Raw genomic sequence first — 17,354 nt, 5'->3', positions numbered from 1 at the left:
GCTTACTTGAAATTTTTGATGCAATTAAAGTTAGTATAGAAGTTATTATATCCGTAGTTGTATCTATTCCATCAGCTAAAATTGCCGTACTTCCCGTGATGAGAGAGATAACTAATTTAAAAAAAGCAAGGGCACCGTTTATTATTATTCCCATCCAGGAAGCATTTGCGGCTAATTTTTCTCTTTTTGAATTAATCTGAAAATTTTCTTCATTTAATTTTTTCTTCAAATAATATTCTCCTTTGTTGACTTTTGTGAATATTAGCTAGAATTGAAATTTTGAAATTCAATATACCTCTGTGCATTGCTTATTATACCACAAGTAATATTCTTTGAATACAAATTTTTTCACATGAAGTTCTTTTATGGTATAATTAAAATGAATAATTAAATGGGTGGGGAGCGAGGTGAAGGGGCGCTAAAACAAATAAAAGCAGTGTAGAAAACAAAAAGGGAGAGTGAATCTTATAAATATTTTAAACATCAATGGCTTAGTTCCAAAGTTGCCTATAATTCAAGGGGGTATGTCCGTTGGTATTTCTCTTGATAATTTAGCATCTGCGGTAGCAAACGCTGGAGGGATTGGAGTAATAGGTACTGCGGGAATAGGGTTAATCGAAAATCCTCAAACAAGAAAAGTGAAAGAAGCTAATATAGAAGGCCTCAAAAAGGTTATTAGAAAGGCAAGAGAAAAGACAAAGGGAATAATTGGCGTTAATATAATGACCGTTTTGACTGATTATAAAGAGCTTGTGAAAACAGCGATAAAAGAGGAAATAGATTTAATAATATCTGGAGCAGGGTTGCCTTTAAATTTGCCTGAATTTCTAGATACAAAATCTAAAACAAAGTTAGTTCCTATAGTTTCTTCTTTAAAAGCTGCCCAGGTGATATTTAAAAAATGGTGGATGAAATACAAGTACATTCCTGATGCATTTATAGTGGAAGGTCCAAAAGCTGGAGGACATTTGGGATTTAAAAAGGTGGATCTAGAGAATCCTCAATTTCAACTTGAAGTTACCGTTCCTCAGATAGTAGATTTCTGTGAAGAAATTAAAAAAGAATACAATAAGGAAGTACCAGTAATAGCTGCTGGAGGTATCAACACACCTGAAAAAGTGAAAGAAATTTTTTCGTTGGGTGCGAAAGGAATACAAGTAGGAACTCCTTTTATAGCAACCCAAGAGTGTGACGCCGATATAAGATTTAAAGAGGCTTTGATAAATGCCAAAGAAGAAGATATAGTAATAATTGAAAGTCCAGTAGGTCTTCCGGGAAGAGCTATCAAAAACAAATTTATAGAAGATGTTTCAAAAGGGGTTAAAAAGCCATTCAAATGCCCTTATCACTGTATTAAAACGTGTAATTTTGTTGATACCCCATATTGTATAGCCCAAGCTCTACTTAACGCAGCAAAGGGGAATTTAGATGACGGATTTGTTTTTAGTGGCAAATACGGTTACAAAATCGATAAAATTACAACCGTACAAGAGGTAATAAACTATCTTTTTGAAATCAACGTAGAGAAACCTAAAGAGTCAACTTCTCAACGCTCGTAGAGACAGGGGCTTGTGATAAATAGGATGTGTTAATGGGCCTCAGTCACAAACAAAAAGTTGAGAGGCGTAAGCCAGGGCGAAAAAGGTCTAACGTAAAATTTAAATTAAAGACATTAAAAAATAAAAAAAGAGGAGGTCGCGTTATGTTAAATTTTGATTTTGTAAGTCCTACACGAATAATCTTCGGAAAAAAAGCCGAGGAAAAGGTGGGAGAAGAGGTAAAAAAGTACTCCGGTAAAATTTTATTTCACTATGGGCAAGGAAGTATTAAAAAAACTGGTTTGTATGACAGAGTGGTAAAATCTTTGAAAAGTGCAGGTGTTGAGTTTGTTGAATTGGGTGGTGTTCAACCCAATCCTAGATTAAGTTTGGTGAGAAAGGGTATTGAAATATGTAAAAAAGAAAATATTAATTTTATACTTGCGGTAGGTGGGGGAAGTGTAATAGATTCTTCAAAGGCTATAGCAGCAGGAATGAAGTATGAGGGAGACGTTTGGGAATTGTACGAAGGGAAAGGGACTTTGAAAGAAGCGCTTCCCGTGGGTGTCATTCTAACCATCCCTGCCGCGGGTAGTGAAGCTAGTATGGGGTCGGTTATTACAAATGAAGACGGATGGTATAAAAGAGCAATAAATTACGATGTTTTAAGACCGGTTTTTGCAATAATGAATCCTGAACTGACTTATACTCTTCCACCTTTTCAAACAGCTGTTGGAACTGTGGATATGTTAACTCATGTAATGGAAAGGTACTTCACCAACACCCAGCATGTTGAATTAACCGATAGATTGTGCGAAGCTACAATGAGAACTATAATTCACAATGCACCTCAAGCCCTTAAAGATCCTTACAATTACGATGTCAGAGCTGAAATTATGTGGGCTGGTACCGTTGCGCATAATGGTTTATTAGGAACCGGAAGGGAAGAAGACTGGGCAACTCATGGTATAGAACATGAAGTGAGTGGCATTTACGACGTTGCCCATGGAGCAGGTTTGGCTGTTTTATTCCCTGCTTGGATGAAATATGTTTATAGGCACGATTTAAACAGGTTTGCTAGGTATGCTGTAAATGTTTGGAACGTCGAAGCTGATTTCTTTAACTTAGAAAAAACCGCTTTAGAGGGTATTAATAGGCTTGAAAAATATTACAAAGAGGATTTAAAATTACCAATCACTTTGAAGGAATTGAAAGTTCCCGATGACAGATTCGAAGAAATGGCGCAAAAGGCTACGGAAAGAGGACCTGTGGGTAATTTTGTAAAACTTTACAAGGAAGATGTTCTAAATATCTTAAAATTGGCAAAGTAAAAAAAGGGCTCTATGCCCTTTTTCCATTTTTGAATGGACTATTTCGTTCTCAGAAATCACACTTTAAAGAAAATCAAGGAAGGATCACAGTTGGAGCAAAAAAAGAAATCAGTTTTTTGGAATAAAAATTTACTAATAGTTTTCGGTGTAACTTTGATGGCAGTTTTGGGGGTTTCAAGCATTTCTCCCATTTTTCCTGTTCTCATAGAAGAATTTGGAATATCTGAATCACAAGTAGGCTTGCTAATAACTTTTTTTACGTTACCAGGTGTTATACTAACTCCTATATTCGGGATTTTAGCGGATAGATACGGAAGAAAAAAGATTTTGATACCCTCTCTATTGTTGTTTGGGATCGCTGGTTTTTTATGTGGATTTTCTAAAAATTTCTCAATTTTGCTATTTTTAAGATTCTTTCAGGGTATGGGTGCAGCTTCTTTAGGGGCTTTGAATGTCACTATTATAGGGGATCTATTTTATGGGGAAGATAGAGTCAAGGCTATGGGATACAACGCTAGTGTTTTGAATATCGGAACTGCGATTTATCCATCCATTGGAGGCGCACTTTCACTTTTAGGATGGAACTTTCCATTTTTTCTTCCGATTTTAGCTATTCCAATTGGGATTTTGGCATTATTTTTGTTAGAAGATACAAGTGTAAGGAACGACGAAAGCATAAAAGATTACTTTTTTAACCTTATAAAATCCGTAAGGAATGCAAAAATTATCTTACTTTTTATAGGTGGCCTTTCAACTTTCATTATCCTTTATGGAGTCCATTTGTCTTATTTTCCATTTTTAGCAAGTCACAACTTTGGATTGTCTCCTTTTCTTGCAGGACTTTTAATGTCTGGGATGTCTTTTACAACCGCTTTAGGTTCATCGCAACTCGGAAAGTTGGGGAATAAATTTAACGTTAAAAATTTATTGATATTTTCTTATTTGTTTTATACTTTATCTCTTATTTTGACACCTTTTATGCAAAAGGCATGGCAGTTGCTGATACCGATAATTATATTTGGAATAGGACATGGTATAAACGTCCCATCAATTCAGACTATGATAGCAGAATTGGCTCCTTCTGAGTACAGAGGAGCCTTAATGTCATTAAATGGAATGATTTTGAGACTAGGACAAACATTAGGTCCTATAATAATGGGCTTTTTATACACTTTTGGTGGAGTGAATATAGTTTATTTTTCTGGTGCTATTTTCGCTATAGGGATATTCTTCTTGTTATTATTGCTTTTTAATGTTCATAAGACTTAATCTGTTTATCATAATTACTGATTAATTCTTTAAAAAGCGTTAGGAACTTTTGATTTTCTTCTTTGGTTCCAATGGTTACTCGAATTTTATTTTCTAAAGTCCCAGAGTATTTTCTCAAAAGTATTTTATTTTCTAAAAAGTAGTTGTAAACGGCTTTGGCTGTTATACCTTCTATTTTATCAAAATCCAACAGTATAAAATTAGCATCACTTTTTAAGGCGACTCGTCCAAGCCCTTTTGAAAGCTTATTTCTTTCTTCGATGATGTAATCAATTTTTTCTGAAATGAGATTATAATTTTCTATTATGGTTTCCACCATCTTTTCAGTTAATACGTTGAAACTATAAGGAGATTTTATTTTCATTATTTGTTTAACTATTTCTTCGTTGGCGATTAAGATACCTGCTCTAATACCTGCCAATCCGAACGCTTTGGAAAATGTTTTTAATATTATAAGATTTGGGTAGTCTTTTAAATATTGTATCATGCTTGTTTTTGAGAAATCCGCATATGCTTCATCTACAATTACAGGGACCCCTGTTTTTAAAGCTTTTACGATCTCTTTTTGGGGTTGCAAGTTTCCTGTAGGATTGTTTGGAGAACAGATAAATATCATACCCGTTTGATCATCTACGGCTTTATCTATGTCTTTTATTTCGTAATTGGTATTCAAAGGGATTTTTTTCACTGAAAAACCGTTGAGTAGAGAATAAAATTCGTACATTTCAAATGTAGGCGGACAAACTATTACCTCGTTTCCAGCAAAGATTTTAACCAAGTAAGAAATCATCTCGTCGCTGCCATTTCCAACCACTATGTTATTCATGTCAAGATCTATATTATATCTTGAAAAATATGAGTTTAAGAAAGTCGCTATTTTTTGTCTGATGTTGTCAGCGGTTAATTCGGGATACCGATTTATGTTTGTTTCTGTTATCTTTTGGAAAAAGATCTTTTTAAGGTCTAAAGAAAGATCGAAGGGATTTTCATTTTTGCTGAGGTCTATGAACCCTTCATTGATATTAGTATTAGAAGGTTTGTATTCCTCAAAACTTTCTAAAATTGGGTTGAATTTCAACTTTGCTTACCTCCCTCTGGCGAGTGTCTCTTTTTTAATTCTTGAACAACTTCTCCTATATCTATTCCTTCGTAGGTTAATAACACCAACAAGTGATAAATCATATCGGCGGTTTCATATATGGTTCTTTCTCTATTTGGAGCAACCAAGACTTCGACCGCTTCTTCTCCAAATTTTTTATAGATTTTTTCTTTCCCTTCATTAAACAAATAAGTTGTATAAGATCCTTCTTTGGGGTTCTTTTTCCTATCTTTTATAATTTCTTTTAATTGGTTCAGAAAATCTAGTGAGTAATCTATATTAGAGTCAGGTAGTTTATCAATTTGTTCGATTTTTCTAAAACAACTTTTCGTTCCTAAGTGGCAAGCTGGTCCTGTTTGATCAACTTTTAAGAGCAATGTGTCGTTATCACAATCTACGTACACTTCTTTCAATTTTTGATAGTTCCCGCTTGTTTCTCCTTTCATTCTGATTCTTTCTTTGCTTCTTGAGTAATAATGAACATATCCCGTTTCTAGAGTTTTACTAAGAGCTTCTTTGTCTGTATAACCTAAAGTTAATACGTCACCATCGAGACCTTGAACTATTACAGGTATGAGGCCATTGTTTTTTTTCCAATCTAATTTGTCTATTATTTGTTTATAATCTAACATTTATTCCCACCTTCTTCAATTGAATTTTGAGGTCTTTTGTAGTGTAGATACCATAATGGAATATGGATGCAGCAAGAGCGGCATCTGCACCTATTTGAAAAACATCTATAAAATCTTTAACTTCTCCTGCTCCACCTGAGGCGATAACTGGGATTTCTACAGCATCAACTATTTGTTTGGTTAAATTCAAGTCATACCCTTTTTTTACACCATCGGTGTTCATAGAAGTAACCAGTAGTTCTCCTGCTCCCAAGTCTTGACACTTTCTAGCCCACTCAACAGCTTCTAAATCCGTTTTTTTACTTCCTCCGTGTGTGTATACATAGTACTTTTCACTTTCGACGTCTTTTTTTGCATCTATTGCAACTACTACGTTAGAGCTCCCTATAATTTTTGAACTTTCTTTAATTAAATTTGGATTTTCAACGGCAGCTGTATTTATAAACACTTTATCAGCTCCACATTTTATTATTTCTACCATTTGTTCAACCGTTTTTAATCCACCACCCACGGTGAAAGGAATGAATAGTTCTTTGGCAACTTCCTCAACAAGATTTTTGAGTATATTACGTTTTTCTTTAGAGGCCGTTATATCTAAGAATACGATCTCATCAACCCCATCTTTTTCATATTTTTTGGCAAGTTGTACTGGGTCTCCTGCGTCCTGTATATTCTCAAATTGTACTCCCTTTACGACTCTTCCTTCCTTTATATCCAAGGCTGCTACTATTCTTTTTGTCAACATTATTGTTCACCTCTTAACTCCTGCAGATTGATTTTACCTTCGTAAAGAGCTTTTCCTATTATAGCCCCATCGAAACCTATATTTTCCAATTTTTTTAAATCTTCTTTTTTACTTACACCCCCGGCGTATATTATTTCCTCATCTTGCCAGAATCTTTTTATGTTTAAAGAAACACCTTCTAAAGTTCCATCTTTGCTTGTGTCTGTATATATGAATCTATTGGTGTACTTTTTAAAAATAGAAAAAGCATCTTCTAAGGTAATTTGTGAGTTTTCCAACCAACCTTTTGTTTTTAAAGTCCCGTTCTCGACATCCAAACTTATGGTTATATTGTTGAAAGCACTGGTAACTTTTTCTAAGAATTCTAAGTTAAAGGCTGCTGTACCTATGATCACATAAGTAACACCTATTTCGTAGGCATTTTTAATGCTTTCAAAAGTCCTTAATCCTCCACCCAGTTCAACTTTCAACCCGGTTTTTTTGATTATTTGTTTTACAACATCTAAGTTTTTTACAGAACCTTCAAAAGCACCATCTAAGTCGACAATATGAATCAGATCGACATATTTTGAAAATTCTTTGGCTATTTCTACGGGATCTCCGTATTCTTTTATTTCATTTTTGCTACCTTTATAGAGTCTTACCGCTTTTTTATTCATTAAGTCTATTGCAGGTATTATTTTTATGTTGTTGATAGATTTCACCTCGCTATAAATTTTTGAAATTTTCTAATAATTTAATTCCTTTTTCGCCCGATTTTTCAGGATGGAACTGTACACCGAATACGTTTTCTTTTTGTACGCTTGATGTGAATTTATAGGTTTTTCCTCTGCTTTCGTATTCTGTGTATGAAATTATGTATTGATCTTCAGTTGTTATGTAATAAGAGTGTACAAAATAGAAGAAACTTCCATTTTCTATTCCTCGAAAAATCGGAGAATCTTTTGAAAATTCAACACTGTTCCAACCTATGTGAGGAACTTTCATGTTTTTAAACTTAACCACTTTTCCAGGTAAATAAGAAAGTCCAGTGCCTTCATCTTCTTCACTGCTTTCAAATAACAGTTGCATCCCTAAACATATACCTAGAAAAGGCTTGTTTTTGTCGATATGTTCCAATATATAATCTTTTAGAGGAATTATATTATTCGAAACTATTCCAAAAGAACCTACCCCGGGTAGTATGATTTTATCTGCGGTTCTTATGTCATTTATTTCATTGCTAATAATGCCTCCGACAGCTTTTTGAACGTTTGAAAAGTTACCAACCCCACCATTTAATATGACTATTTTCTGCATATATACCACCTCTATACTTCGTAAACTCTATTTGTGCTTTCGTGTTTGTCACTTGGTTCAAGGGCAGTTTTTAAAGCGCTACCCAATGCCTTGAAAGAAGCTTCGATTATATGATGAGCGTTTTCACCATTTATTTGCTTTATATGGATAGTTGATTGTAAATACCTTGATAACCCTAGAACTAATTCTTTGAAGTTCCCTAATTCAAAACCTTTTTCAGCATCTTTGATGTTGATATCTATATTTGTATAGGATCTTGAAATATCAACGGAAACGAGAATAAGGGCGTCGTCCATTGGTAGGATGGAGGTTCCAAACCTTTTTATCTTCTTTCCTTCCACTTCGTTCTTTAAAAATTGGCCGATTGTTATTCCCATATCTTCCCATAAATGGTGATTAAGATCGAACTTTGCCTTGATGATTACATTCTTTTCCATGTAGTAGAATAGGGTTTTCAATAAATGATTTAACACAGGATCTCCGGTATCAATAAATAATTCTTTAGAATAATTTATTTCTATGTCTGTTTCGTCAGTTTTTCTTCTCATTTCCTCACCTCCATAGATTTTTTGTGTTGGTGCATACCTTCGATTTCCGCCATTCTTATACCTAAGTACCTCTCTTTTAACAACTCGTCTTTACTCACTTTTGCAACGGATATTTTTTTTGTAAAATCTGATAGGTTTAATACGGAGGAGAAACGTGCCGCACCACCCGTTGGCAGTACGTGGTTAACTCCCAAGAAATAATCTGCTGCAGGTACAGGTGTGTAATCACCTAAATAAATAGCTCCAGCATTTTGTATGAGTGGTAGTACTGATTCAGGATCTTTTGTCATTATTTCTAAGTGCTCAGGTGCTATTTCGTTGGTTTTAGCTGCACAATCTTCTATACTTTTGAAAAGGTATCTATCTATCCCTTCTCTTTCACAATATTCGTATAATTCTTTTGATGTAGTGACCAAGAAAGCTTTAGATTCATAACCATGTTCAAGTTGGGAGAGTAAGTCGTTTAAAATGTATTCTGGTTTAGCTGTCTCATCGGCTATCACACAGATTTCTGATGGTCCTGCCAAGCTGTCTATTCCAACTTCTCCAAACACCTGTCGTTTTGCTTCATTCACATATTGATTTCCGGGACCAAATATTTTATCTACTTTTTTTATACCGATGCCGTATGTCATAGCGGCTATTGCTTGAATTCCACCAATTTTGTAAATTTCTTTTATCCCCAACTTTTTTGCTATATAAATTATGTAAGGGTTTATTACCCCATCTTTTGGAGAGGAAGTGATCAACATTTCTTTTACACCTGCAATCTTGGCGGGAATAGCGACCATCAACAAACTCGAAGGTAGAGGTTTACCACCTGGGACATAAATCCCTATCCTGTTTATTGGTCTATTAATCAGTCCATAAGTTGAGTTGTATTCATTGGAATACAGAATATCTTCCGTTTTTTGTTTTAAATGGTAATTCTCCAATCTTTGAATCGTTTTTTCTATAATTTCTTTATCTTGCGCGGGGATTTCTTCGTCGATATCCCATTCCTCAACTTTTAATTCTAAATCACCATCATAATTATCGAACTGTTTTGAATACTTTTTTACTGCAAGCATTCCGTTGTTTTTTATGTCGTTTAATATCTGTGAAACGTAGTTCTGTAATTCCATTATTTTTCCCTCCTTCGATTTTTTGCACAGACTTTAGGAACTTTGGGATTTGCTTTAGTGCCCTTTCACCCCGTTTTTATAATTCTTTGCTTTATTTATTAAATCGTTTATAAAATCGAACTTAGTCTTTTGGGTTATCCTGTTTACCAAAAGTACCGCAGAGATATCCATTATCTTGTATGCTTCTTTTAAATTGTTTGCTTTTATCGTGTTTCCTGTATCAACAATATCTACTATTGCATCCGCTATACCGGTTTTTGCTGCCAATTCTACCGCTCCATTTAATTTGAGTATTTTCACTTTTAAACCCTTTTCAGAAAAGAAATTTTTTGTAATTTCAGGGTATTTGGTTGCTATTTTGTAACCTTCCATCTTTTGAAAAGATATTTCTCTGTTTTCCGGTAAGATGATGCTCATTCTACATTTACCAAAGGGTAGTTCTAATGGGATATACACTTCATTGTTTCTCTCAAGGACAACGTCACTTCCGCATATCCCAATGTCTACTCCATTTTCTACGTATACAGGTACATCAAAAGCTCTAGGAAAATAGAAGGTATAACCATTTTCATATGATATAAGTTCTCTATTAGCAGGTTCTTTAACATTAATACCTATCTTTTTTAAAAAGTCTTTGCTGTCTTCCAGTAATCTTCCTGATGGCAATGCTGTTGATATTGTTGTCATCTCATCATCTCTCCTATAATATCCAAATTTAAAGCCATTCCACACGAATATTTGCCGTTTATCTTGTATTGACCACCGTTACCTAAAAGGTAACCATTATCTGGTGAATAGATTTCAAATACAACATCTTCATAGTAATTCATGTATTTCATTGTTCCAAGGTCTATGTATATTCTGGGGTCGTTAATGTTTTTAATTATTGTGTTTAATTTTGGAATGTTTGTTTCTTTTCCTCTGTAATTGAAAAGATTTGCTATGGAGAGTTTTACTTCCTCATCCAATGGAAGGTTTTCAATGATCTCGAAATTTCTCAGCTCAACAGCCCTTAAAATTTTATCTCTGTATTGTGGAACTGCTTTTAAAATTCTCTCCCAACTCCTTATTGAACTTACGTCTATAAAGAAATTTTTTATATCCAATAATGAAAGAATTTCAATGGTTAAACGCAGAATTTCTTCTTCGATTTTGACTTCTTCTCCGTTTAATATTTCAAATCCAAACTGCCAAACACCGGATAAATTTTCATCTAAAACTTCCGATATGTAAAATACTTTTTCTTTTTCTTCTACTTTATCCATGTCGATCAACCAAGAAGTCACATCAGGTTTCAAAAGGTAAAAATTTCTTCCATCCGCAAATTTTAGACCCTTTATTAAATTTTCAGAATACTTTGTTATGGAAGGTGGAAACAGTTCATAAAAATCGTGTTTAATTAGTACACTTCTGATTTTGTTAACTATATTTGATAATTTTTGAGATTCGGCGAAGATGTCTTTTTTCATTTTAAACCCCTTTCTTTTATATTTTAAAAAATAAAAAACCGGTCACGATTTCTCGTGACCGGTTATTACGTTTAGCCTTGTATGCGGTGATTTACAAATAACAACATACATGGCATGTGTTAACTCGGCCACGCCATGTATGATGATGAATATTTAAATTAAACAATGTTTTTGAATTGATGTCCGTTTTAAGATTAGACATTATATTTACCCCGTTTATGACAAATTTTCAAACTAACTAACAAGATTTTATCATATTTTTGCAACAATGTCAATCAAATAAAATTTTTTCATTAAAAATCAAATGGTGTTCTTAAATAACCGGATATTTAATAGCAATTCTGTTTATTTTATAAACCACTTTATTCGCGTAATAATCATTTCCACCACCATTGTACCAACCTATGGCTTTGTAAGTATCACCGTGAGTTTCCATCAAATACTTCAAATAAGCCGTCCCAACAAGTATGTTATACCTGGGATCTAATAAAAGTCTATCTTCAATCCAATCCAAACTCGTTTCGGTATAATTCAAGCTTTCAAAAAGATCATAATATTTGTTTACAACAAACTGTGCGGTTGATGGTCTGAGTTGCATGTAACCTACTTCTCCATAACTGCCAATAATATTTTTGAAATTTGTTTCGGTATCTATTATTGCCGCTATCATCAAAGGAGATATTTCAAAGATTTTTGAGGCTTCCATAATGGAGGAAACAATTAATTGCAACCTATCTTGCGGCATATCTTTCCCCACTGCTACTTTGTATTGTGATGAAATAAAATCGAATAAAACGGTTTTAATCGTTATATCTTCTTTGACATCCTCTTGACTGTTAACATTTACATAGGGGTATATAGAGAACGCTGCCAATGAAAACGTTAAGAGTATTATAATAGCTGAATAACGTTTTTTGAGCATTTTTGTATCACCTCTCTGATGAATCCCCACAATCCCTTCAACTTTTTTTCATTAAATAAACACCGTAAGGTGAAAGTTCAACATAACCTTGTGCTACTTTATTATTTCCAATAGACAGTAATTCTTCTCCATTTTCGAGCAAAACGGAGCATTTGGAAGATTTTAGGTTATAATAAGCTATAAATTCATTTAATTGACTATAACACCTTAATTTTACCATATTTTGGTCAAAATTCAAAATCTCAATCCGTGAGTCATCAATCCAGGGGTTAGACTTTCTAAATCTAATCAAATTTTTTACGGTATTTAAAATAGAATTTTTTTCGTTTATCTGTTCTTCAACAGATTCACCCGAATATGGAGGGTTGAATTTATACCCTTTCCATTCTGTTTGACCAGGTCCAAAACCATTTTCGTACCAATGAAATGGTTCTTGACTGTCTTCGGTAAAATTAACATCAACTGGGATACCTTTCATTCCTGTTTCCTCGCCATAATAGATGAAAGGAATCCCTGGAAGGGTATAAAGAATTGAAAAACCTAACTTTACTTTCCCTACATCCTTTAAGTCAGATAGAATCCTTGTCATATCGTGATTAGTTAAGAAATTACCTGACATAGATAGGACCTTACCATTTGGTAGATACTCTGACATACATTTTTTCAATGTTTTTACAAGATCCTGAGGGGACTCGTTTTTTAAAGTCATCTTTAAATCCTCTGCAAGCGGGAAGTTGAACCCTATATCGAATATTCCTTCGTACTTTCTTACTATTTCCGGTGCATCCCACACCTCACTTATAACTAAGGCATCATTTTTTATCGATTTTATATAGCTAACCATCTCTTTCCAGAATTCGATATTTTTTTCATGTTGGTAATGGAACCTCATCTCTTCAATGTCAAAATCAAAAATATGTTTTGCGGCATCCAATCTGAAGCCATCAAAACCATTATCTAACCAGAATTTAAAGATTCTTTTTATCTCTTCCCATAATTCTTTGCTTTCAAAATTAAGGTCAGGTGAGGCGGGACCGAAGATGCCGTAAAAATATCTGTCACCTATCTTCTGCCATATTTTATTTTCATCCCAATGTCTTTTTTCTTCTAAATCAGCCTTCTCGTTAGCCCAAATGAACCAATTTTTGTAGGGCTCTTCTCCCCTAAGTGCGCGTTGAAACCATTCTGATGTTACTGCAACGTGATTAATAGGAAGATCAAGGATAAATTTAATACCTTTCTTGTGACCCTCTTGTAAGGTCTCTCTTAAATCTTTTAAATCTCCATAAACAGGGTTAACCTCGAAAAAATTGGAGACTGTATAACCATGAAAGGCTGGAGATTTCATAATTGGTAACAACCAGACATGATCAATTCCCAAATCACAAAGGTAATCCAATTTTTGTTTTAATCCCTGTAAATCTCCCAGGCCGTCACCATTTGAATCATAAAAAGAACGTAAATACAATTCATAAAAAGTCATTTGTTTTCCCCCTTTTCACTTATTTTGTTCAATCGCTTCAATAAATGCTTTGAAGATAGGATGAGGATCTCCAACTTTTGTTTTAAATTCCGGATGGTATTGAACGCCAACATAAAAAGGATGAGAATTCAGTTCAATTGCTTCAACGAAATCCGTAATGGCAGATATAGAAAGTTTATTTGGAGTATTTTTCCCTTTTTCAAACATTTTGTCGAATTCTTTGTAATTAACTTCATAACGATGTCTGTGTCTTTCAAAGATAGAATTTTTTTCTCCATAAATCTTGTGAAGTTTCGTGTTGGGAAGTATTTCAATTTTTTGAGCTCCTAGTCTCATGGTACCGCCTAAATTCAGCATCTTTTTTTGTTCTTCCATTAAATCAATAACAGGATAAGGAGTATTTTCATCAAACTCTGTTGAATTAGCTTCTTTGTAACCAAAAACATTTCTAGCGAACTCTATCACCATTAGTTGCATACCCAGACAAATCCCTAGAAGAGGAATATTATTTTCACGGGCATATTTTATAGCTTTTATCTTTCCTTCAATTCCTCTTGCTCCAAATCCACCTGGGATAATTATACCTTCATATTTACTTAAAAGTATTTTGATTTCCTCTTCACTCAGCTCTTCTAACTCTTCGGAGTTAATTAGATCAGGCCTTTTAGTGCCACTTAAAAAAACACTTTCCATTATACTCTTGTAGGCATCATCGGTACCTAAATACTTGCAAATCATAGCAATTTTTAGGTTTTTAAATGTTTTGGGACATTTCCAACTTAATTCCCCTACTTCTTTTGATACATCCAAATTCAATTTACTGGTAATAAGCGAATGAATATTCTTTTCGTAGAGCATTTGTGGTACTTCGTAAACGTTGGTTAAATCAGGAAGGTTGACGACATACTCTAAAGGAACACCTCCGAACAAAGCTACTTTTTCTAGACTGGAAACATCTATTTCTTTTTCCGTTCTTACCAAAAGCATATCTGGTTGAATTCCTATCCTTCTCAAGAGTTGAATGGATTGCTGAGTTGGCTTAGTTTTAAACTCGTTGGTAACATGTAAATAAGGAACAAAAGTTACATGTATAAACATAAAATTTTCTCGACCTTTTTCAAAGGATAGCTCTCTTACTGCCTCTAAAAATATTTCACCTTCAATATCGCCAACAGTGCCCCCTATTTCAATGAGCAAGACTTCTGTATCTATCCCTTCGATCCTTTCTTTTATTCTTTCCGTGACGTGAGGTACCATTTGAACGGTGGCGCCTAAATACTTTCCTTCTCTTTCTTTTTCGATAACATATTTATACACTTGACCTGCTGTCATATTGTTGAAACTTTTCATCTCTATCCCTAAAAATCTCTCGTAATGGCCCAAATCTAGATCTGCTTCATAACCATCTTCTGTCACAAAAACTTCCCCATGTTGATTGGGATTCATAGTTCCTGCATCTACATTTAGATAGGGATCTATTTTCAATGAATTGACTTTTAACTCCAGTTCTTTTAAAAGCCTTCCTATCGAAGCAGAAACGACTCCTTTTCCTATCCCACTGAGTACTCCACCGGTTACTATAATATATTTTTTAGCCATTATTTTATTTCACCTCTTTTTTAAGAAAAAAATGACCTTTTTTTAAAAAACAAGGGGGAGCGAAAGCTCCCCTCTTTTGGTGATTGAATCAATCCTCATCGTCAATGTTCAATTTTTCAGTTAATAAATTAACCGCATTTTCAACGGTTTTGATTTTTTCTAACTCTTCATCCTCTATTGTTACACCGAATTCAGACTCAAAAGCCATGGTTAAATCCACTAGCTCTAAAGAATCTGCATCTAAATCATCGGTAAATGAGGCATCCAATGTAACTTCATCCTCGTCGACACTCAATGTATCTACGATTATTTCTTTTACTTTTTCGAACAACTCATCCTTTGTCATATTTGTTTACCTCCTTAGCCATTATTTATCATCCATTTTCCGAACGTTGGTCATTGATAAAATTCGTGTCAATTATAATGAGTTATTTTGGTTTTGTCAAGTTTATTATTTTCATAAAAGTAAAATATTTATGAAATTTCTCTTTTTTGTGACCTAAAGATTCTTTTTCAAGGATATTTACCAAGATTTTGTGCGTTTTTCAAAGAAAATGGTGTTGATATGGTATAATTATATATATAATTACAAGTCAAGTAAAGAGGAGATTGCATTGAAATATGAAAATGAGAGAAAGTATAGAATTCCCGATAAATATATATTTAAAAAATTAGTCTCACTTGCCTTTGATGAATGGCTCATACTTCAATGGTACGATAAAAAAGGATTGAGAACAAGGTTAGAAATTAAAAAGGGCGAAAAAGTGTGGACTACAAATCTTAAAAAGGAGATAAAAAAGGGGCTTAGAGAAGAAGAAGAAGGATTTATAAAAGAAGAGGAAATCGATTTTGATAAACTAAAAAGTCAAAGGATGGTAATGAAAAAAAGGTATCTTTTAAATAAAGACCCGGAAATAGTGGTCGACGAGTTGTTGAATCCCGATAATTGTATAATGTATAAAAAAGAATTTTCGGAGATAATGTATCTTCTAGAAATAGAAGAAAAGGGAAAAAAGGTTGATTTAACAAAGTTCTTGATGGATTTTTTAGGCGACGTTTTCTGGAAATTAGAAGACTTAACTTATTTAGATGGATACAACAATTCTGACTTTGCAGGGGAACATCAATGCGATTTAAATAAAATTGTTAGGATGTGAAAAATCAAAATGGGGAAATTGATTCTAGTTGGCACGCCCATTGGTAATTTTGAAGATATTACGTTAAGAGCCTTAAAAACGTTGAAAGAAGCTGACTTGATACTCACCGAGGACAAGAGGGTTACCTTGAAATTGATAAACCATTTTGAACTTGGAAAAAAGGAGTTATTCACTTTCAACGAGACAAACTCAGAAAAGATTATGGACACAGTTCTATCTTTGATCGAAAGTCATAATATAACAGCCTTAGTGTCAGATGCGGGGATGCCTGTTTTAGCTGACCCCGGTTTTAACTTGGTACAAAAATGTTGGGAAAAAGGGATTCCAATAGATGTGGTGCCAGGACCTTCTGCCTTAACTTCTGCTTTAGCTGTGAGTGGATTCCCTGCTTCGAAGTTTTTGTTCTTAGGTTTTTTACCTCGGGATAAAAAATTGAGAAGACTTTTGAGAGAGATAAAAGAGTTCGAATATCCAATTGTTTTTTTTGAATCTCCAAATAGAATAAAAAAAACTTTACAAGAGATTTTGGAAAATTTTGGAGATATAGATGTACTCGTTGCCCGAGAAATGACGAAGCTTTATCAAGAATTTTTTAAAGGGAAGATTTCTGAAGGGATAAAATTTTTCGGATCCAAAGATCAAGTGAAAGGAGAGCTCACCGTTGTTATTTCCCCAACAAGAAGAATTCAAGTTTGAAAGTATACAAGAGTTGATAGAATATTTGAACAGTATCTTCAGCAGTTCTCCTCTTTACAGACAAGAGATCGAGGTTATTGGTGATGTTACTCATGCAAAGTACAGTAAAAGAGGGGACCTCTACGTTGAACTTTCTCAAAGAGTGAGAAGTTCAAATTATTCAATAACTATTATTTTCAGCCAATCTGCTGTTCCATATGTTTTTAAACATTGCAGAATTGACAGCGAAAAAGAGCTCCTCAATAAAAGGTGGAAGTTTCAGGGCATTGTTAACTTTTGGAAAAGAGAAGCTAAGTATGTAGTATCAGGTTCATCAATAATACCTTTAGGTGCTTCTGAAATAGAAAAGAAAAAGAAAGAAATATTGAAAAAGCTCGAAAAGAGCAATTTGCTAAGGAAAGTGGAACATGAACTAGTAGAACTAGATCCAATAAAAAAGATAG

Annotated in this window: 19 protein-coding genes and 1 pseudogene; 6 read left to right on the top strand and 14 right to left on the bottom strand. The window is 33.9% G+C overall.

Going from position 1 to position 17,354, the window contains the following annotated elements:
- A partial coding sequence (locus AA81_RS07130) for a cation efflux transmembrane domain-containing protein (RefSeq protein ID WP_169999664.1) occupies positions 1 to 229 on the bottom strand: 229 nt, incomplete at its 3' end.
- Between the two features lie 229 nt (positions 230 to 458).
- Here AA81_RS07130 and AA81_RS07125 point away from each other — a divergent pair.
- From AA81_RS07125 to AA81_RS07115, 3 genes are all read left to right on the top strand, one after another.
- Positions 459 to 1,559, top strand: a complete 1,101-nt coding sequence (locus AA81_RS07125; protein ID WP_103898665.1) for an NAD(P)H-dependent flavin oxidoreductase — start codon at positions 459 to 461, stop codon at positions 1,557 to 1,559.
- Between the two features lie 143 nt (positions 1,560 to 1,702).
- Positions 1,703 to 2,869 carry an iron-containing alcohol dehydrogenase gene (locus tag AA81_RS07120; protein ID WP_103078195.1) on the top strand — a complete coding sequence of 389 codons (1,167 nt, stop codon included), beginning with the start codon at positions 1,703 to 1,705 and terminating at the stop codon, positions 2,867 to 2,869.
- 90 nt (positions 2,870 to 2,959) lie between these two features.
- Positions 2,960 to 4,138, top strand: a complete 1,179-nt coding sequence (locus tag AA81_RS07115; protein WP_211292672.1) for an MFS transporter — start codon at positions 2,960 to 2,962, stop codon at positions 4,136 to 4,138.
- On the opposite strand, the gene hisC is transcribed toward AA81_RS07115, so the two are convergent.
- From hisC to acpP, 13 genes are all read right to left on the bottom strand, one after another.
- Positions 4,119 to 5,216 (bottom strand): histidinol-phosphate transaminase, encoded by a 1,098-nt coding sequence (gene hisC, locus AA81_RS07110; protein WP_103898663.1) that lies wholly within the window; start codon positions 5,214 to 5,216, stop codon positions 4,119 to 4,121. The two genes, AA81_RS07115 and hisC, sit on opposite strands and share 20 nt — an antisense overlap.
- Positions 5,213 to 5,869 (bottom strand): bifunctional phosphoribosyl-AMP cyclohydrolase/phosphoribosyl-ATP diphosphatase HisIE, encoded by a 657-nt coding sequence (gene hisIE / locus AA81_RS07105; RefSeq protein WP_103077585.1) that lies wholly within the window; start codon positions 5,867 to 5,869, stop codon positions 5,213 to 5,215. Before hisIE ends, hisC begins: the two co-directional genes overlap by 4 nt.
- Entirely contained in the window at positions 5,856 to 6,614 is a 759-nt protein-coding gene (gene hisF / locus AA81_RS07100) for an imidazole glycerol phosphate synthase subunit HisF (protein WP_103898662.1), read from the bottom strand. Before hisF ends, hisIE begins: the two co-directional genes overlap by 14 nt.
- Positions 6,614 to 7,300 (bottom strand): 1-(5-phosphoribosyl)-5-((5-phosphoribosylamino)methylideneamino)imidazole-4-carboxamide isomerase, encoded by a 687-nt coding sequence (gene hisA, locus AA81_RS07095; protein WP_169999666.1) that lies wholly within the window; start codon positions 7,298 to 7,300, stop codon positions 6,614 to 6,616. Before hisA ends, hisF begins: the two co-directional genes overlap by 1 nt.
- Positions 7,301 to 7,322: 22 nt before the next feature.
- A complete protein-coding gene (gene hisH / locus AA81_RS07090; RefSeq protein WP_103898660.1) occupies positions 7,323 to 7,913 on the bottom strand; it encodes an imidazole glycerol phosphate synthase subunit HisH in 591 nt (196 codons plus the stop codon).
- Between the two features lie 11 nt (positions 7,914 to 7,924).
- Positions 7,925 to 8,461, bottom strand: a complete 537-nt coding sequence (hisB, locus tag AA81_RS07085; RefSeq protein WP_103898659.1) for an imidazoleglycerol-phosphate dehydratase HisB — start codon at positions 8,459 to 8,461, stop codon at positions 7,925 to 7,927.
- Positions 8,458 to 9,588 carry a histidinol dehydrogenase gene (gene hisD / locus AA81_RS07080; protein ID WP_342750130.1) on the bottom strand — a complete coding sequence of 377 codons (1,131 nt, stop codon included), beginning with the start codon at positions 9,586 to 9,588 and terminating at the stop codon, positions 8,458 to 8,460. Before hisD ends, hisB begins: the two co-directional genes overlap by 4 nt.
- A 51-nt stretch (positions 9,589 to 9,639) precedes the next feature.
- Positions 9,640 to 10,263 carry an ATP phosphoribosyltransferase gene (gene hisG, locus AA81_RS07075; RefSeq protein ID WP_425440369.1) on the bottom strand — a complete coding sequence of 208 codons (624 nt, stop codon included), beginning with the start codon at positions 10,261 to 10,263 and terminating at the stop codon, positions 9,640 to 9,642.
- Positions 10,264 to 10,268: 5 nt separating this feature from the next.
- Entirely contained in the window at positions 10,269 to 11,054 is a 786-nt protein-coding gene (locus tag AA81_RS07070; protein ID WP_103078187.1) for an ATP phosphoribosyltransferase regulatory subunit, read from the bottom strand.
- A gap of 313 nt (positions 11,055 to 11,367) precedes the next feature.
- Positions 11,368 to 11,976: a transglycosylase SLT domain-containing protein gene (locus tag AA81_RS07065; RefSeq protein WP_103898657.1), complete on the bottom strand. Its 609-nt coding sequence runs from the start codon at positions 11,974 to 11,976 to the stop codon at positions 11,368 to 11,370.
- 37 nt (positions 11,977 to 12,013) lie between these two features.
- Positions 12,014 to 13,459: an alpha-amylase family glycosyl hydrolase gene (locus AA81_RS07060; RefSeq protein WP_103898656.1), complete on the bottom strand. Its 1,446-nt coding sequence runs from the start codon at positions 13,457 to 13,459 to the stop codon at positions 12,014 to 12,016.
- A gap of 15 nt (positions 13,460 to 13,474) precedes the next feature.
- Positions 13,475 to 15,058 (bottom strand): CTP synthase, encoded by a 1,584-nt coding sequence (gene pyrG / locus AA81_RS07055; RefSeq protein WP_103078184.1) that lies wholly within the window; start codon positions 15,056 to 15,058, stop codon positions 13,475 to 13,477.
- A gap of 88 nt (positions 15,059 to 15,146) precedes the next feature.
- Positions 15,147 to 15,404 carry an acyl carrier protein gene (acpP, locus tag AA81_RS07050; protein WP_103077574.1) on the bottom strand — a complete coding sequence of 86 codons (258 nt, stop codon included), beginning with the start codon at positions 15,402 to 15,404 and terminating at the stop codon, positions 15,147 to 15,149.
- A 268-nt stretch (positions 15,405 to 15,672) separates the two neighbouring features.
- On the opposite strand from acpP, the gene AA81_RS07045 reads away from it, so the two are divergent.
- The 3 genes and pseudogenes from AA81_RS07045 to AA81_RS07035 all read left to right on the top strand — a co-directional run.
- Positions 15,673 to 16,215 (top strand): hypothetical protein, encoded by a 543-nt coding sequence (locus AA81_RS07045; RefSeq protein ID WP_103898655.1) that lies wholly within the window; start codon positions 15,673 to 15,675, stop codon positions 16,213 to 16,215.
- Positions 16,216 to 16,224: 9 nt separating this feature from the next.
- A complete protein-coding gene (gene rsmI / locus AA81_RS07040; protein WP_103078182.1) occupies positions 16,225 to 16,911 on the top strand; it encodes a 16S rRNA (cytidine(1402)-2'-O)-methyltransferase in 687 nt (228 codons plus the stop codon).
- Positions 16,877 to 17,354: pseudogene (locus tag AA81_RS07035) on the top strand (hypothetical protein); the annotation flags it as partial. The gene rsmI and the pseudogene AA81_RS07035, both read left to right, overlap by 35 nt.

Source organism: Petrotoga halophila DSM 16923 (genome assembly GCF_002924615.1).
Note: the sequence above shows the minus strand (reverse complement) of the source record. Positions and strands in the feature narration are given on the sequence as shown.

Bases quoted from the DNA above. Each gene is read 5' to 3' on its own strand.
- AA81_RS07070 (WP_103078187.1), bottom strand. From the start codon at position 11,054: ATGAAAAAAGACATCTTCGCCGAATCTCAAAAATTATCAAATATAGTT.
- rsmI (WP_103078182.1), top strand. From the start codon at position 16,225: ATGGGGAAATTGATTCTAGTTGGCACGCCCATTGGTAATTTTGAAGAT.
- hisIE (WP_103077585.1), bottom strand. From the start codon at position 5,869: ATGTTAGATTATAAACAAATAATAGACAAATTAGATTGGAAAAAAAAC.
- hisF (WP_103898662.1), bottom strand. From the start codon at position 6,614: ATGTTGACAAAAAGAATAGTAGCAGCCTTGGATATAAAGGAAGGAAGA.
- AA81_RS07060 (WP_103898656.1), bottom strand. From the start codon at position 13,459: ATGACTTTTTATGAATTGTATTTACGTTCTTTTTATGATTCAAATGGT.
- hisH (WP_103898660.1), bottom strand. From the start codon at position 7,913: ATGCAGAAAATAGTCATATTAAATGGTGGGGTTGGTAACTTTTCAAAC.
- AA81_RS07065 (WP_103898657.1), bottom strand. From the start codon at position 11,976: ATGCTCAAAAAACGTTATTCAGCTATTATAATACTCTTAACGTTTTCA.
- hisB (WP_103898659.1), bottom strand. From the start codon at position 8,461: ATGAGAAGAAAAACTGACGAAACAGACATAGAAATAAATTATTCTAAA.
- acpP (WP_103077574.1), bottom strand. From the start codon at position 15,404: ATGACAAAGGATGAGTTGTTCGAAAAAGTAAAAGAAATAATCGTAGAT.
- AA81_RS07120 (WP_103078195.1), top strand. From the start codon at position 1,703: ATGTTAAATTTTGATTTTGTAAGTCCTACACGAATAATCTTCGGAAAA.
- pyrG (WP_103078184.1), bottom strand. From the start codon at position 15,058: ATGGCTAAAAAATATATTATAGTAACCGGTGGAGTACTCAGTGGGATA.